The organism is Halomonas sp. SL18_1, from assembly GCF_055755715.1.
In genome coordinates, this window is record NZ_JBVTRK010000001.1 from 1,296,008 (window position 1) to 1,310,796 (window position 14,789).

A 14,789-nucleotide genomic window follows, 5' to 3' on the forward strand; every position below is an offset into this window, starting at 1 on the left:
ATGCTTGTATGACAAGTGTGTCTGAGGAAGCATCATCGACGAAGCGAATCCTCACCGGAGGCGACGCTCACCAAGGAGTCTCGACGTTCCATGACCCCCAACCCCTTCAAGCATCGCCTGCGCCGTGGTGAGCCCATGACGGGCGTCTGGTTGGGCCTGGCAAGCCCATACGTTGCGGAGCTCGCCGCCACCGCCGGCTTCGACTGGCTGCTGCTGGACGGCGAGCATGCGCCCAACGACCTGGCCAGCCTGCTGGGCCAGCTCCAGGCCATCGCGCCCTATGGCAGTGCGCCAGTGGTGCGCCCGCCCAGGGCGACACCGTGCTGATCAAGCAGTACCTGGATATCGGCGTTCAGAACCTGCTGATTCCGATGGTGGAGACGGCGGAGCAGGCGGCTCGGGTGGTGGCTGCCACCCGCTATCCCCCGAGGGCGTTCGCGGCATGGGCAGCGCCCTGGCCAGGGCCTCGCGGTGGGGCCAGGTCGAGGACTACCTTGACCATGCCGACGAGCAGATCTGCCTGATTCTGCAGCTGGAGAGCCCCCAGGCGCTGGCCAACCTGGAGGCCATCGCGGCGGTGGAAGGGGTAGACGGGTTATTCATCGGGCCGGCGGATCTCTCCGCGGCCATGGGCCACCGTGGCGACCCCGGGCATCCCGAGGTGCGTTCGGCCATCGACGACGCCATCGTGCGGATCCGCGCCGCCGGCAAGGCCGCCGGGATCATCACCCTCGACGAGGCCGAGGCCCACGGCTACCTGGAAGCCGGGTGCGGCTTCGTCGGCGTGGGGGTCGATGCCCTGGTGCTGGCCGAGGGGCTGCGTGGGCTGGCCGGGCGCTTTGGTCAGGGTTGAAGGGGATATGATGCCGTGATGACTATCATTGGAAGAACCCTGAACGGCTTCTGCATGAAGCCTTGGAGACCCTGATGTATTTCCTGCTCACCTATGATTATGTCGACAACATTCTCGAGAAACGCCAACCGTACCGTGAGACGCATTTAGCTCAAGCCCGGGAGGCGGCAGAGCGAGGTGAACTGTTGCTGGGTGGAGCCTTGGCCAACCCCGTAGATACCGGCGTTTTGCTTTTCAAGGGGGATGACCAAAGCGTGGTTGAGGCCTTTGTCGAGCATGATCCCTATGTGCTCAACGGTCTCGTAACCCGTTGGCAGGTGCGAGAGTGGAACGTGGTGGCTGGAGCCTTGTTGTAGGGCAGGGGCCTCTAGTCCGCAACTGGCAATATCCGGCCCGGGTTCATCAGCCCGTCCGGGTCGAACAGCCCCTTGATCCCTTCCACCAGTTCCCGCTCCACCGGCGAGAGGCGTGCCAGGTAGGCATCCTGCTTGGTGCGCCCGATGCCATGCTCGGCGCTGATGCTGCCGCCGACGTCGTCGAGGATCGCAAAGAGCTGGGACTCCAGTTCGTGCAGGTGGGCCTTCTTCTGGTCGTCGCTCAGCCCCGGCGGCGGCAGGATATTGAAGTGCAGGTTGCCATCGCCCACGTGGCCGTAGGCGATGATCTCGCAGTCGGGGGAGCTCTGCTGGATCGCCTGACTGGCCCGTGTCACGAAGTCGGGGATCGCCGAAATGGGTACCGCGATATCGGTGCGCAGGTGTTCGCCGCGCCGCCGCTGCCCCTCCAGCATGCTCTCCCGGAACTGCCACAGCCGCGCGGCCTGGGTATCGCTCGAGGCCAGGGCGCCGTCTTGCACCAGGTCGGCCTCCATGCCGCCCTCCAGTAGCCGTTCGAGCATGGCGTCGAGGTCCAGGGGGCCGCTGGCGCTGACCTCCATCAGCACATACCAGGGGTGGGGCGCGTCCAGCGGGTCGGAGAGCTCGGGGGTGGCCTCCATGGCGAGCTCCAGGCAGCGCCGGGGAATCAGCTCGAAGGCGCTGAGCAGGTCGCTGCAGTCGCGCCGTGCCCGGCCATAGAGGGCGATCACCGCCTCCACCGAGGGCAGCCCGAGCAGTGCCGTGCGGCTCTGGATGGGGCGGGGCGAGAGCTTGAGCACCGCGCCGGTGACGATGCCGAGCGTTCCCTCGCTGCCGAGGAACAGCTGGGAGAGGGCATAGCCGCGGTTGTCCTTGTGCAGGGCGGTCAGGCCGTCCCACACCCGGCCGTCGGGCAGCACTACCTCCAGCCCCAGGACCAGCTGGCGCATCATGCCGTGGCGCAGCACGTTGAGACCGCCAGCGTTGGTGGCGATGTTGCCGCCGATCTGGCAGCTGCCCTGGGCGCCCAGCGAGAGCGGGAAGTCGCAGTCGTGTTCGGCGGCCGCCTGCTTGATGGTCTCCAGAATGCAGCCGGCGTCCACCGTCATGGTGAAGTTGATCGGGTCGATGTCGCGGATACGATCCAGGCGTTCCAGGCTGATCACCAGCTCGCCGCCGTCGGCGGCGGGCAGGGCGCCGGCCACCAGGCCGCTGTGGCCACCCTGGGCGTCATGGCCACGCCGTGGGCCTGGCACAGGCGCACCGTCTCGGCCACCTCCGCGGTGGAGGCGGGGCGCGCCACCGCCAGGGGCAGACCCAGGCGATCTCCCGCCCAGTCGCTCAGGTAGCGGTCCATGGAGGCGGCATCCTGCAGCAGGCCGCGCTCCCCTAGGTGCTGCTGCAGGGCATCGAGCAGATCGTTTTGCGGGGTCGGATGGTTCATGTTACGCCTCCTCCTGCCAGGCGGCGCCATCGGGGAAACGGTGCCGGGCCAGGGCCTCGGGGTGCATGGTGATGCTGTAGCCCGGCGCCTCGGGTACCCGGTAGCGGCCGCGCTTGATCACCACCGGGTCGAGGAAGTGTTCGTGGAGATGGTCGACATACTCTAGGATACGCCCTTCGAGGCTGCCGGAGACGGCAATGTAGTCGAACAGCGAGAGGTGCTGGGTGTATTCACACAGGCCCACGCCACCGCCGTGGGGGCAGACCGGCACGCCGAACTTGGCGGCCATCAGCATCACCAGAATCACCTCGTTGAGCCCGCCGAGGCGGGCGGCATCGAGCTGGCAGTAGTCCAACGCCTCGGCCTGGAAGAACTGCTTGAACATCACCTTGTTGTGGCAGTGCTCGCCGCTGGCCACGCCGATGGGGGCCAGGCGGTGGCGAATCTCGGCATGGCCGAGGATGTCGTCGGGGCTGGTGGGTTCCTCGATCCACAGCGGGTCGAACTCGGCCAGGCGGCGCATCTTGGCCACCGTCTCGTCGACCTCCCACACCTGGTTGGCATCCATCATCAGCACCTTGTCCCAGCCGATCTCCTCGCGCAGCAGCGCCGCGCGGCGGGCATCCTCCTCGAGGTTGCCGCCGATCTTCTGCTTGAAGTGGGTCCAGCCCTCGGCCAAGGCCTCACGGGCGAGTCGCCGCACCTTGTCATCGTCATAGCCGAGCCAGCCCGCCGAAGTGGTGTAGCCGGGGTAGCCGTCGCGGCGCATCTCGGCCTCACGGTCGGCCTTGCCGGCCTCCCGCCTGCGCAGCAGCGCAATCGCTTCCTCCGGGGTCAGGGCGTCGGTCACGAAGCGGAAGTCGAGGCAGCCCACCAACTGCTCCGGGGTCATGTCGGCCAGCAGCTTCCATACCGGCTTGCCTTCTCGCTTGGCCCAGAGGTCCCAGAGAGCATTGACGATGGCCGCGGTGGCCAAGTGGATCGCCCCCTTGTCGGGGCCGATCCAGCGCAGCTGGCTGTCGCCGGTGAACTCTCGCCAGAAGGCGCCCATGTTCTCGGTGAGGGTGGCAAGGGAGCGCCCCTCGACCAGAGGCGCCAGCGAGCGCACTGCGGTGACCACGATCTCATTGCCGCGGCCGATGGTAAAGGTCAGGCCGTGCCCCTCGGGGCCGCCGTCGTCGACATGGAGGATCACGTAGGTAGCGGAGTAGTCGGGCGCGGCGTTCATGGCGTCCGAGCCGTCCAGCGAGCGGGAGGTCGGGAAGCGGATGTCCTGGACCTCGACATGGGTGATGGTGGTCATGGGGGCTCCGAAGTGGGGGCGTGTCAAGCGAGCTGAATGGCCTGGCGCAGGTGGCCGGGTTACTGGTGGCTGTTCCGTCGACAAGCCGGCGCGGAGGCGCTGTGAATACATCCTTGTACGCTACCGACGCCATCCCTGGCGTAGGACCTCCCCTTCGGCTTGTCCCCGGCGCCACTCGCGGGGGTCAGCGTTCCGTCAGATCGCGCATCAGCTGGCGAATGCCGTAGGTCCAGGGGGCAGCTGGTCGCTGCGACCGACCCGGTTGACCAGGGCGCCCAGCGCCGGGGTGGCGATGGTCACGGTGTCGCCCAGGTGGTGGGTGAAGCCCTGGCCCTGGCCGTCGCGATCCTGGATCGGCGAGAACATCGTGCCCAGGTAGAGCATCACGCCATCCGGGTACTGATGGTGGGCGCCGATGGTCTGGCGCACCAGGTCGAGAGGGTCGCGGCTGATCTCGGCCATGTCGCTCTCGCCCTCGAGCAGGAAGTCGTCGTCCTGACCCTCGATGCGCAGCGAGACCTTGGCGCGGCGCACGTCGTCGATGCCGAAGGTGTCATCGAACACGCGAATGAAGGGGCCGATGGCGCTGGAGGCGTTGTTGTCCTTGGCCTTGCCTAGCAGCAGGGCGCTGCGTCCCTCGACGTCGCGCAGGTTGACGTCGTTGCCCAGGGTCGCCCCCTTCACCTCGCCGCGGCTGTCCACCGCCAGCACGATCTCCGGCTCCGGGTTGTTCCACTGCGAGGCGGGGTGCAGGCCCACGGTGGTCCCGAACCCCACCGACGACAGCGGCGGCGCCTTGGAGAACACTTCGGCGTCGGGGCCGATGCCCACCTCCATGTACTGCGACCAGCCGCCGCGGCTCAGCAGCTCGCGCTTCAGCGCCATGGCCTCGTCCGAGCCCGGCACGATGCGTGACAGATCGCTGCCGATCAGTGATTGCAGCTCGGCGCGCAGGGTGCTGGCGCGACCGGGATCGCCAGCGGCCTGCTCCTCGATGACGCGCTCCAGCAGGCTCACCGCGAAGGTGACGCCGCACGCCTTGACCGCCTGCACATCGCAGGGGGCCAGTAGATAGGGCGCGCGCTGGGGCTCGGCCAACGAGTTGTCGAGCAGGGTCTCCGCCGAGCCCAGGGACTCGCCCTCGGCGCTGCGCAGCGACTCGATCAGATCGTCGCGCTCGAGCAGATCGGCCATGGTCGGCCCCAGGTGGCTGATATCAATCGCCTCACCGTCGCGCAGCATGATCAGAGCCGGGCGCGGCTGCGGTGTCTCGCGCCAGACGCGCCCAACCAGCAGCGCGCGGTCGAGATCCTCGGGGAGCAGGGCGTGGGGAGCAGATGCGGTCATGGAGCCTCCAGAAGTGGCGAGCTGGCGATTGGCTCGGCGTCGCCTATCATGTTATTGATGTCGTCTTGTATGAAAGGTATGCCAAGACTATAACAGCGTAACGTACCCGATATCGATAGGGCGTAGCGCATCATCAGCCATGACAGCAAGATCCGGAGTGATGCCATGTTCGATGAATGGAAAGGTAAGCGCGTACTGATCACCGGCGCCAGCCGCGGAATCGGTGCGGCAGTGGCGCTGCAGCTTGGCAGGCTGGGAGCCAGGGTCGGCGTGCACTATCACGCCAGCGCCGAGGGGGCAGAGCAGGTCGCCGACGCGATTCGTGAGGCGGGGGCGAAGCGGTGACCCTGAAAGGCGACCTCGGCGGCAGCGACGCGGCACAACGGGTGGTCGATGAAGCCGTCGGTCAGCTCGGCGGGCTCGATATGCTGATCAATAACGCCGGCGACATGCTGGGTCGGGCGACACTGGAGGAGATCGACGACGACCGCTACGACCGGGTCATGGATCTCAATGTGCGCTCGGTGGTGATGGTGTCCCAGGCGGCACTGCCGCATCTGCGCCAGGCCGGGGGTGGCAATATCATCCATACCAGCTCCATCGCCGCCCGCAACGGCGGCGGCCCCGGTGCCGGTCTCTATGCCTCGGCCAAGGGCTTCGTCAGCACCCTGACCCGCAACATGGCCAAGGAGCTGGCTGCCGACGGCATCCGGGTCAATGCGGTCGCACCCGGCACCATCGCCACCGATTTTCATGCTCGCCATTCCAATGACGACCATCTGGCCGCGGCCCGGGCGAGCATCCCCATGGGGCGGCTAGGCAGCGCCGAGGAGTGTGTGGGGGCCTACCTGTTCCTGGGCAGCGAGTCATTGAGCGGCTATGTCACCGGCCAGGTCATCGAAGTCAACGGAGGGCAATTGATGCCATGAGTCATTCCCACACTGCAGGCGCTGCGACACCCCCGTTCGCCATCGCCTCGTCGATCTGCGCCGCCAGCCCGCCGCGGCAGGCGGTGAGGTATTGGCACCGGGTGACCGGGAGTGGCGCTGCATGGCCTGGCGCGATGTCGACGCGATAATGCAGTAATATGGTCGGCATGTCGGCGACGCCCTGCGGGGTGGACGCCCTAGCAGAGCAAGAGGGACGTAGATGAGCAAGTACCGCGTAGAGCGCAAGACGCTGTCCGAACAGGTCGCCGAGCAGCTCGAGGCCGAGATCCTCGAGGGGCGACTGAGCGAGAACGACCAGTTGCCTTCCGAGCGCGAGCTAATGGAGCAGTTCGGCGTCGGGCGTCCGGCGGTACGCGAGGCGCTGTTTCATCTGCAGCAGCTGGGGCTGATCGCCATCAGTAGCGGCACCCGCGCGCGAGTGATTCGTCCCACCGCCGAGGCGGTGATGGCGCGGCTCTCCGGGGTGACCCGGCAGCTGCTCTCCAAGCCCGACGGCCAGCAGTATTTTCAGGAGGCGCGGGCGATGTTCGAGATCGCGCTGGCCCGCTATGCCGCCCAGCACGCCAGCGAGGACGACCTGGCCCGGCTGCGTGCCGCCCTCGACGACAATCGTCAGGCAGTGGGTGACGGCGCGCGCTTCAAGCGCTCCGACAACGCCTTCCACGGCGTGCTGGCCAATATCGCCCGCAACCCCATCTTCGATGCCATCCACGACTCGCTCTCCGAGTGGCTCGACGACCGTCGCGCCCAGGTGCTGCAGCAGAAGGATGAGGACAAGGCCGCCATGGCCGCGCATATCGAGATCGTGGAGGCCATCGAGTCCCGCGATCCCGACGCCGCCGAGGCCGCCATGCGCCGGCACCTGGATCGCCACTATGGCACCTATATGCAGCTCAAGAAGCGGCTGGATGATAGGGAGGATGAATCCGCCTAGCGCTGCCTGGTGTCCCTAATGCAACGAGCCCGCCGATATCGGCGGGCTCGTTGCGTTCAGGGTGGCTACAGCGATACGCCGCGCTTCCAGGGGATGAAGTCGTACTGGGCGAGCCTGACCGCCTTGGTCAGGTAGCGCCCCGAGGCGGTCTCGATGCAGAGCCTGAGCAGCTCCTCGGCGAGGTCGTCGATCTGCGCTTCACCGCGGATGATCGGCCCGGCGTCGAAGTCGATCACATCATTCATACGTGCGGCCAGCTCGCTGTTGCTCGAGATCTTCATCACCGGGGTGACCGGGTTGCCGGTGGGCGTGCCGAGCCCGGTGGTGAACAGGATCAGGTTGGCGCCGGAGCCGGCCAGGGCGGTGGTCGACTCGACGTCGTTGCCCGGCGAGCAGAGCAGGCTCAAGCCGGCGCGGCTGCGCGGCTCGGTGTAGTCGAGCACATCGACGATGGGGCTGTCGCCGCCTTTCTTGGCGGCGCCGGCGGACTTCATGGCGTCGGTGATCAGGCCGTCACGGATATTGCCCGGTGAGGGGTTCATCGAGAAGTCGGCGCCGACCCGGGAAGCGTGGCGCTGGTAGGCGGCCATCAGGGCCTGGAAGCGCTCGGCCACGGCGTCGCTGGCGCAGCGCGCCACCAGCTCGTGCTCGACGCCGCACAGCTCGGGAAACTCGCTGAGCATGCCGCTGCCGCCCAGCGCCACCAGCCGGTCCATCACCGCGCCCACCAGCGGGTTGGCGGAGAGCCCCGAGAAGCCGTCCGAGCCGCCGCACTCGGCGCCCAGGGTGAGGGCGGATAGCGGCGCCGGGCGGCGCGGCGTGCGGTTGGCCTCGGCCAGGCCGTCGAAGATGGTGGTCAGCGCCTCGCGGATCAGCGCCTCTTCGCTCTTGCTGGCCTGCTGCTCGAGGTAGTGAACCGGGCGCAGCCCCTTGGGGTCGTGGCTTGCCACGGCGCTCTTGAGCATGTCGATCTGGGCCTTCTGGCAGCCCAGGCTGAGCACCGTGGCACCGGCCACGTTGGGGTGGCAGATGTAGCCGGCCAGCAGCTGGCAGAGCGCCTGGGCGTCGTCGTCGGTGCCGCCGCAGCCCAGGGTGTGGGTCAGGAAGCGCACGCCGTCGACGTTGGGAAACAGCCGCTCCGACTCGGTTTGCGGCGCGTAGGCGGCCGCCTCGCCGTGCAGCAGCTGGCGCGCCATCTGCTTGTAGTCGCGGTAGGGGTCTTCGCCGAGGGCGTCGGCCACGCACTGGCGCAGCACCTCGATATTGCGGTTCTCGCAGAACACCAGCGGCACCACCAGCCACAGGTTGGCGGTGCCGACGCTGCCATCGGCGCGGTGGTAGCCGTCGAAGGTCACCCCCTCGAAGGCCGTCACATCGGGGGCGCGCCATTCGCCGCGCCGGGCCTGGGGCTCAGTGGTGGCGGTGCTGTGCTTGGTATTCTCGGTAGTGATGGCGGTGCCGGCGGCGATGGGGCGTGTCGCAAGGCCCACGGTGACGCCGTACATGATCACGCTGTCGCCCACGGCGAGATCATGCAGGGCGAACTTGTGCTTGTGGCGGATCGGCTCGGCCAGGTGCAGCAGGCGCCCCTCGTCGTCGATCTCGCTGCCGGCGGGCAGGTCTTTGAGGGCGACGCGCACATTATCGTCGGCGTGCACGCGCAGGCTGGTCAGGCGCCCGGCGTCGCTGGCAATGGGAGAGGTCATGGTCGGGCTCCTGTTCATCTGACGTCGCCTTCGGCGACCAGGCGTTGCTGCTGCTCACCGAGACCCTCGATGCCCAGTCGCATGCGCTGGCCTGGCCTCAAGTAGGTCGGCGGATGCTGGCCCATGCCCACCCCGGGCGGGGTGCCGGTAGAGATGACATCGCCGGGCTGCAGGCTCATGAAGCGGCTCAGGTAGCTGATCAGGAAGGGAATGCGGTAAACCATGGTGCGGGTGTTGCCGTCCTGGTAGCGGTGGCCATCCACCTCCAGCCACAGGTCCAGCTCATGGGGATCGGCGATCTCGTCGGTAGTCACCAGCCACGGACCCAGCGGGCCGAAGGTGTCGCAGCCTTTCCCCTTGTCCCAGGTGCCGCTGCGCTCGAGCTGGAACTCGCGCTCGGAGACGTCGTTGACCACGCAGTAGCCGGCCACGTGATCCATGGCGTCGGTCTCGTCGATATAGCGTGCGGTCTTGCCGATGACCACGCCGAGCTCCACTTCCCAATCGGTCTTGGTCGAGCCGCGGGGAATGATCACGTCTTCATCAGGGCCGCAGAGGGCGCTGGTCCACTTGTTGAACACCACCGGCTCCGGCGGTACCTCGGCGCCGGTCTCGGCGGCGTGGTCGGAGTAGTTGAGGCCGATGCAGATGAACTTGCCGACCCGGCCGACGCAGGGGCCGAGGCGGGTGTCTGACGGGACCTCGGGGAGCTGAGAAGTGTCGAGCTCGGCCAGTCGGGCCAGCCGCTCGCGGCTGAGGTGGTGGCCGTCGAGGTCCGGCAGGTGAGCCGAGAGGTCGCGGATCGCTCCGTTGGCGTCGCGCAGGCCGGGTTTTTCGTGGCCCTGGGGGCCGAAGCGCAGCAGTTTCATGGACTCTCCTTGGTGTTCGGTTCGATCGATTCGGGTCGGTTGGTTCAAATCAGCCAGCCGCCGTCGATCACCTGGGCCGTGCCGGTGGTGTAGGCGGACTCATCCGCAGCGAGCCGCTGGCCACGAAACCGGCGCAGTTGAAGAGCACGTCCAGAGGCGGCAGCTCGGTCGCCAGGGTCGCCATGGCCGCGGCATCGAGTACGTCCAGGCGGCGGGTCTCAATGCCTTCGCGCCCCTCCAGGTCCTTGAGCTTGTCGCTGTCGATATCGGTAGCGATGACCCGTGCGCCTTCCGCTGCAAAGCGCACCGCGGTGGCGTGGCCGATGCCCTGTCCGGCGGCGGTGATCAGGGCCGTCTTGTCCTTCAATCGCATGTCTCGAGCGTCCTCGACGGGTGGCGGAGCCGTTTATGGCATTGCTGGTATGACAGGATGCTAGGATGACTGTTGGTTAGTATGGAGCATCTCGGCGAGCTTGCCAACTCCACCGGCCGCCGGGCGACGGCCACGAAAAAGGCGGCCCGCAGGCCGCCAAGGATCTCCAACATGTGTCCCCTGTCTCGATTATTCGCGCTTGCCGTCGACCAGGCGGCTGACGCCGAACGGGTTGCTGTCCTGGAGGGCCTCGGGCAGCAGGCCAGCCGGCAGGTTCTGATAACAGACGGGGCGTAGGAAGCGCTGGATCGCCGCGCTGCCCACGGACGTGCTACGGGAATCAGAGGTCGCCGGGTAGGGGCCGCCGTGGACCATGGCGTGGCACACCTCGACACCCGTCGGCCAGCCGTTGGCCAGGATGCGTCCCGCCTTGCGCTCGAGCACCGGCAGCAGGCGGCGCGCCGCCTCCAGGTCGCCGTCGTCCATCTGCAGGGTGGCGGTGAGCTGGCCCTCCAGGGATTCGGCGACCGCCTTCATCTCGCTGACGTCGGCACAGGCAACCACCAGCGAGGTGGCACCGAAGACTTCCGCTTGTAGCGTCTCGTCGGCGAGGAAGTCGGCCGCTTGGGTAACGTACAGGCCGGGCTGGCACTGGTTCGGGCCCTCACCGGCCTGACCACGGGCGATCTCGCGTACCTTGGGATGAGTCGCCAGCGTGTCGACGCCTTGCTGGTAGGCGGCATGGATACCCGGTGTCAGCATGGTCTGGGCGGTGCTTCCCTTGACCGCCTCGCCGGCGGCCTCGAGAAAGGCGTCGAGGTCCGGGCCCTTCACCCCGATCACCAGGCCGGGGTTGGTGCAGAACTGCCCGGCGCCCATATTGAGCGAGGCGACGAAGCCTTCGGCGATCTCGCCACCACGCGCCTTGAGTGCCTCGGGGAGCAGGAAGACCGGGTTGATGGAGCTCATCTCGGCGTAGACCGGGATCGGCTGGGGCCGCGCCTGGGCCGTGGCCAGCAGCGCCAGGCCGCCGGCGCGGGAGCCGGTGAAGCCCACCGCCTGGATGCGCGGGTCGGCCACCAGTGCCTGGCCCACCTCGCGGCCGGCGCCGAACGGCAGCGAGAAGACCCCTTCGGGCAGCTGGCACTTGGCCACGGCGGCCTGCACGGCGCGCCCCACCAGCTCGGAGGTGCCGGGGTGGGCGGAGTGGGCCTTGACCACCACCGGGCAGCCGGCGGCCAGCGCCGAGGCGGTATCACCGCCGGCCACGCTGAAGGCCAGCGGGAAGTTGGAGGCGCCGAACACGGTGACCGGCCCGAGGGGGATGTGCTGCTGACGCAGGTCGACCCGGGGCATCGGCGCGCGCTCGGGCAGCGCCGGGTCGAGGCGCAGGTCGAGCCACTCGCCAGCGCGCACCACCGAGGCGAACAGGCGCAGCTGGCCGCAGGTGCGGCCGCGCTCGCCCTCCAGGCGGGCCCGGGGCAGGCCGGTCTCGGCCATGCCGCGCTCGATCAGGGCGTCCCCCAGCGTTTCGATCTCGTCGGCAATGGTCTCGAGGAAGGCGGCGCGCGCCTCGAGGTCGGTCTCGCGATAGGTCGCGAAGGCCGCCTCGGCGAGCTCACAGGCCCGCGCCACGGCCTGACGGTCCAGGCCGGGGTAGTCCGGGGCCAGGGCCTCGCCGGTGGCGGGATTCACGGCGCGGATGATGGCCTGGTCGCCGGTGACGGCCTCGCGGCCGATGAGGGAAGTACCTTGCGGGGTCATGGGAACTCCTTTCTGTCTTGGAAACACGGCTTGTGGTACCGGGGAATCTGTGTCACCTATCATGTCATCATACAGGCCTACACTATGGCAATTCATGTCGCACCATCCCGCCAGGCGGCGACCAGCTCGCGGGCCTGCTTTTCGACCCGGACGGGTGATTGGCCGGGACGGTAGAGGGCGCCCCCGAGCCCGGCGCCGTCGATGCCGGCGGCCTGCCAGGCCGCGAAGTTGCCAACGCCGATGCCGCCCACCGCATAGAGGCGGGTGCCCGCCGGCAGCACGGCGCGCAGCGCTTGCATACCGTCGATGCCGACCTGGACGGCGGGAACAGCTTGAGACCGGTGGCGCCGGCGTCCAGGGCGTCGAAGGCCTCGGTGGGAGTGACGATGCCCGGCCAGCTCTGCAGCCCGAGGCGGCGGCTGGCCTGGATCACCGCCGGGCGGCAGTTGGGCGAAACCACCAGCTGCGCACCGACGGCCTGGACCTCGTACACCTGGTCGACCGTCAGCACCGTGCCGGCCCCCACCCGGGCGCGCTCGCCCAGCGCCTCCACCAGCCGACGGATGCTCTCCAGGGGCGCGGGGGAGTTGAGCGGCACCTCCAGGGTGGTGATGCCGGCGGCGAGCACCGCCTCGCCTACCGCCACCGCTTCCTCGGGGGAGACGCCGCGCAGTATGCCGATCAGGGGCAGGGGCTCGGGAAGGGTCATGGGGTGTCTCCCGTGTCGTGTCTCAGTCGGCGAGGGGTGGCAGGGTTCGATGGGCCAGGGCAAGGCCGGCCAGTCCGGCGCGCTCACCCTTCAGGCAGCGGCTGGTGTGGCCGGCGGCCTCCAGCGCCAGGGCATAGCGGTCGCAGAGCGCGGCGTCGCCGATCAGGGTAACGGGGCCGGGTGTCGCGGCGTCCGGGGCCGAGAGGGCAGGCCGGCGAGCTCCAGGCCGATGGTGAGCCCAGAGAGGCGTGCCGCCAGCCGGGTGGCGCGAGCCCTGCCGGGGGGCAGGTCGGCGTCCAGCAGGTCGGCGGCGCGCAGGCCGAACAGCCGCGACGAGTAGCGCCCTGGCTCGGCCAGGCTCTCGCGGACGGCCTTGACGAAGGCCTCATGGTCGCCGGGATCGGCCAGATCGTTCTCGTCCTGCCCCTGATCCTGCTCCAGTGAGTGCCTCAGCACCGACTGTCGGGACAGCAGCGCGTAGAGCTCGCCGGTCAGAAAGGTGGTGAAGTGGGTCACCGTGCCTTTCTCGAGGCGAGCCCACTTGGCGTGGGTGCCGGGCAGGCAGACGAGGCCCGAGGCCTCGGGCTCACTGGCTACCAGGCCGGCGAGCTGGGTCTCCTCGCCACGCATCACGTCGAAGTGGCCGTCGGTGGTCTGGCAGAGCCCCGGCAGCAGCCGGACCCGCAGCCGCGGATCCTGGCACGGTGGCGCCACGGCCCCCCGAGCCATGGCGTTCAACCGGGTCGGCACCGGCAGGTAGGCGGCTTCTCGCCAGCCCTGTCGCGCGCCTGCCATGCCGCAGACCAGCACGTCCCGTTGGTCGCGGTCGGGCAGCCAGTCGCCGATCACCCGCAGCAGGGCATCCTCGTACTCGTTGGGGGCCAGCGAGAGCATGCCGCGGTCGCTGCTGCCGCGGGCCAGGACGGCGTCACCGGCATCCAGCGCCCAGGCGCGAAGCCGGCTTGACCCCCAGTCAACGCCGACCCAGTGGACGCGCTCGCGGATGCTTTCGCTCACCATTCGGCCACCGAGCCGTCTTCGTGGGTCCACAGCGGGTTGCGCCAGCGGTGGCCGATACGGGCTCGCTCCTCGACGAAGGCCTCGTCGATCTCCACGCCGAGCCCTGGCCCCTGGGGGATGGCACAGATCCCTCCTCGATGGCCAGCGCCGACTTGTCCACCAGGTAGTCGAGGACGTCGTTATCCCGGTTGTAGTGGATGCCCATGCTCTGCTCCTGGATGAAGGCGTTGTGGCTGACCGCATCCAGCTGCAGCGAGGCCGCCAGGGTCAGCGGGCCCAGCGGGCAGTGGGGCGCCAGCGCCACATCGAAGGCCGAGGCCAGGCCAGCGATTTTCAGCCCCTCGCTGATGCCGCCGCAGTGGGAGAGGTCGGGCTGGACGATGTCGACCATGCCGTCGACCAGCAGGTCGCGGAACTGGAAGCGGGTGTGAAGGCGCTCGCCGGTGGCCAGGGGGTAGCCGAGCCCGCCGGCGATCTGGCTGAGGCAGGGCAGGTGCTCGGGGGCCACCGGCTCCTCGACGAACAGGGGGTGGAAAGGCTCGAGCTCGCGCAGCAGCGCCTTGGCCATGGGGCGATGCACCCGGCCGTGGAAATCGATGGCGATGCCGACGTCGGGGCCCACGGCCTCACGGGCCTCGGCCACCCGGGCCACCGCCTCGTCGACCTTGCGGTGGGAATCGACGATCGCCAGTTCCGGCGTGCCGTTCATCTTGAAGGCGGTGAAGCCCTGCGCCACCAGTGCCTGGGCACCCGCACCGACGTCGCTGGGGCGGTCGCCACCGGTCCAGGCGTACATGCGCATGCGGTCGCGCACCGCGCCGCCCAGCAGCTGATGCACCGGCACCCCTAGATGGCGGCCCTTGAGGTCCCATAGCGCCTGGTCGATGCCGGCGATGGCGCTCATCAGGATCGGCCCGCCGCGGTAGAAGCCGCCGCGGTACATCCGGTTCCAGAGGTGCTCGATGCGTTGGGGATCCTGGCCCACCAGGAGGTCGGCCAACTCGTGAACGGCGGCCTCCACGGTGGCGGCACGTCCCTCGACGACCGGCTCGCCCCAGCCGTAGCAGCCCTCGTCGGTCTCGATCTTGAGGAACAGCCAGCGAGGCGGCACCTGCCATGTCCTGAGTCGGGTGATCTTCATTGTGTCTCTCGTGTCGGATG

The 14,789-nt window shown here is 68.6% G+C and carries 13 protein-coding genes and 3 pseudogenes; 4 read left to right on the forward strand and 12 right to left on the reverse strand.

Translation table 11 applies throughout. From position 1 onward, the window contains the following. Window positions 1–90: 90 nt before the first annotated feature. Both hpaI and ACSJDS_RS06575 read left to right on the forward strand, forming a co-directional pair. A pseudogene (gene hpaI, locus ACSJDS_RS06570) lies at window positions 91–853 on the forward strand (4-hydroxy-2-oxoheptanedioate aldolase). A 74-nt stretch (window positions 854–927) separates the two neighbouring features. Next, window positions 928–1,209 (forward strand): YciI-like protein, encoded by a 282-nt coding sequence (locus ACSJDS_RS06575; RefSeq protein WP_473032562.1) that lies wholly within the window; start codon window positions 928–930, stop codon window positions 1,207–1,209. Window positions 1,210–1,220: 11 nt separating this feature from the next. Here the strand turns inward: ACSJDS_RS06575 and ACSJDS_RS06580 are convergent, their stop codons facing one another. The 4 genes and pseudogenes from ACSJDS_RS06580 to ACSJDS_RS06595 all read right to left on the reverse strand — a co-directional run bounded on the left by ACSJDS_RS06580 (window position 1,221) and on the right by ACSJDS_RS06595 (window position 5,303). Continuing rightward, on the reverse strand, window positions 1,221–2,414 hold the full coding sequence (locus tag ACSJDS_RS06580; protein ID WP_473032564.1) for an FAD-binding oxidoreductase: 1,194 nt from the start codon (window positions 2,412–2,414) through the stop codon (window positions 1,221–1,223). Further along, window positions 2,372–2,653: an FAD-binding oxidoreductase gene (locus tag ACSJDS_RS06585; RefSeq protein WP_473032565.1), complete on the reverse strand. Its 282-nt coding sequence runs from the start codon at window positions 2,651–2,653 to the stop codon at window positions 2,372–2,374. The genes ACSJDS_RS06580 and ACSJDS_RS06585 overlap by 43 nt, the downstream gene beginning before the upstream one ends. Window position 2,654: 1 nt before the next feature. After that, on the reverse strand, window positions 2,655–3,956 hold the full coding sequence (locus ACSJDS_RS06590) for an L-fuconate dehydratase (RefSeq protein WP_473032566.1): 1,302 nt from the start codon (window positions 3,954–3,956) through the stop codon (window positions 2,655–2,657). A gap of 184 nt (window positions 3,957–4,140) precedes the next feature. Further along, window positions 4,141–5,303: pseudogene (locus ACSJDS_RS06595) on the reverse strand (fumarylacetoacetate hydrolase family protein). A 165-nt stretch (window positions 5,304–5,468) separates the two neighbouring features. Between ACSJDS_RS06595 and ACSJDS_RS06600 the strand changes: the two are divergent. Continuing rightward, a pseudogene (locus ACSJDS_RS06600) lies at window positions 5,469–6,232 on the forward strand (SDR family NAD(P)-dependent oxidoreductase). Between the two features lie 220 nt (window positions 6,233–6,452). Beyond that, a complete protein-coding gene (nanR, locus tag ACSJDS_RS06605; protein ID WP_473032568.1) occupies window positions 6,453–7,187 on the forward strand; it encodes a transcriptional regulator NanR in 735 nt (244 codons plus the stop codon). A gap of 65 nt (window positions 7,188–7,252) precedes the next feature. On the opposite strand, the gene ACSJDS_RS06610 is transcribed toward nanR, so the two are convergent. The 8 genes from ACSJDS_RS06610 to dgoD form a co-directional block, all read right to left on the reverse strand. Then, a complete protein-coding gene (locus ACSJDS_RS06610; protein ID WP_473032569.1) occupies window positions 7,253–8,893 on the reverse strand; it encodes a UxaA family hydrolase in 1,641 nt (546 codons plus the stop codon). Window positions 8,894–8,907: 14 nt separating this feature from the next. Further along, the gene (locus tag ACSJDS_RS06615) at window positions 8,908–9,762 is read right to left on the reverse strand and encodes a fumarylacetoacetate hydrolase family protein (protein ID WP_473032570.1); all 855 of its coding nucleotides are present in this window, start codon (window positions 9,760–9,762) and stop codon (window positions 8,908–8,910) included. Window positions 9,763–9,829: 67 nt separating this feature from the next. Beyond that, on the reverse strand, window positions 9,830–10,135 hold the full coding sequence (locus ACSJDS_RS06620; RefSeq protein WP_473032572.1) for an SDR family NAD(P)-dependent oxidoreductase: 306 nt from the start codon (window positions 10,133–10,135) through the stop codon (window positions 9,830–9,832). Window positions 10,136–10,324: 189 nt separating this feature from the next. Next, a complete protein-coding gene (locus ACSJDS_RS06625) occupies window positions 10,325–11,899 on the reverse strand; it encodes an aldehyde dehydrogenase (NADP(+)) (protein WP_473032573.1) in 1,575 nt (524 codons plus the stop codon). A gap of 82 nt (window positions 11,900–11,981) precedes the next feature. After that, entirely contained in the window at window positions 11,982–12,608 is a 627-nt protein-coding gene (locus tag ACSJDS_RS06630) for a beta/alpha barrel domain-containing protein (protein ID WP_473032575.1), read from the reverse strand. A 22-nt stretch (window positions 12,609–12,630) separates the two neighbouring features. Continuing rightward, window positions 12,631–12,774, reverse strand: a complete 144-nt coding sequence (locus ACSJDS_RS06635) for a hypothetical protein (RefSeq protein ID WP_473034986.1) — start codon at window positions 12,772–12,774, stop codon at window positions 12,631–12,633. Continuing rightward, a complete protein-coding gene (locus tag ACSJDS_RS06640; RefSeq protein ID WP_473032576.1) occupies window positions 12,771–13,628 on the reverse strand; it encodes a 2-dehydro-3-deoxygalactonokinase in 858 nt (285 codons plus the stop codon). The genes ACSJDS_RS06635 and ACSJDS_RS06640 overlap by 4 nt, the downstream gene beginning before the upstream one ends. Next, a complete protein-coding gene (gene dgoD, locus ACSJDS_RS06645; RefSeq protein ID WP_473032577.1) occupies window positions 13,582–14,769 on the reverse strand; it encodes a galactonate dehydratase in 1,188 nt (395 codons plus the stop codon). Before dgoD ends, ACSJDS_RS06640 begins: the two co-directional genes overlap by 47 nt. Between the last annotated feature and the right edge of the window lie 20 nt (window positions 14,770–14,789).

What these genes read in the sequence shown, in the direction of transcription:
- ACSJDS_RS06575 (WP_473032562.1), top strand. Translation starts at nt 928, where the DNA reads ATGTATTTCCTGCTCACCTATGATTATGTCGACAACATTCTCGAGAAA.
- ACSJDS_RS06585 (WP_473032565.1), bottom strand. Translation starts at nt 2,653, where the DNA reads ATGAACCATCCGACCCCGCAAAACGATCTGCTCGATGCCCTGCAGCAG.
- ACSJDS_RS06590 (WP_473032566.1), bottom strand. Translation starts at nt 3,956, where the DNA reads ATGACCACCATCACCCATGTCGAGGTCCAGGACATCCGCTTCCCGACC.
- nanR (WP_473032568.1), top strand. Translation starts at nt 6,453, where the DNA reads ATGAGCAAGTACCGCGTAGAGCGCAAGACGCTGTCCGAACAGGTCGCC.
- ACSJDS_RS06610 (WP_473032569.1), bottom strand. Translation starts at nt 8,893, where the DNA reads ATGACCTCTCCCATTGCCAGCGACGCCGGGCGCCTGACCAGCCTGCGC.
- ACSJDS_RS06615 (WP_473032570.1), bottom strand. Translation starts at nt 9,762, where the DNA reads ATGAAACTGCTGCGCTTCGGCCCCCAGGGCCACGAAAAACCCGGCCTG.
- ACSJDS_RS06620 (WP_473032572.1), bottom strand. Translation starts at nt 10,135, where the DNA reads ATGCGATTGAAGGACAAGACGGCCCTGATCACCGCCGCCGGACAGGGC.
- ACSJDS_RS06625 (WP_473032573.1), bottom strand. Translation starts at nt 11,899, where the DNA reads ATGACCCCGCAAGGTACTTCCCTCATCGGCCGCGAGGCCGTCACCGGC.
- ACSJDS_RS06630 (WP_473032575.1), bottom strand. Translation starts at nt 12,608, where the DNA reads ATGACCCTTCCCGAGCCCCTGCCCCTGATCGGCATACTGCGCGGCGTC.
- ACSJDS_RS06640 (WP_473032576.1), bottom strand. Translation starts at nt 13,628, where the DNA reads ATGGTGAGCGAAAGCATCCGCGAGCGCGTCCACTGGGTCGGCGTTGAC.
- dgoD (WP_473032577.1), bottom strand. Translation starts at nt 14,769, where the DNA reads ATGAAGATCACCCGACTCAGGACATGGCAGGTGCCGCCTCGCTGGCTG.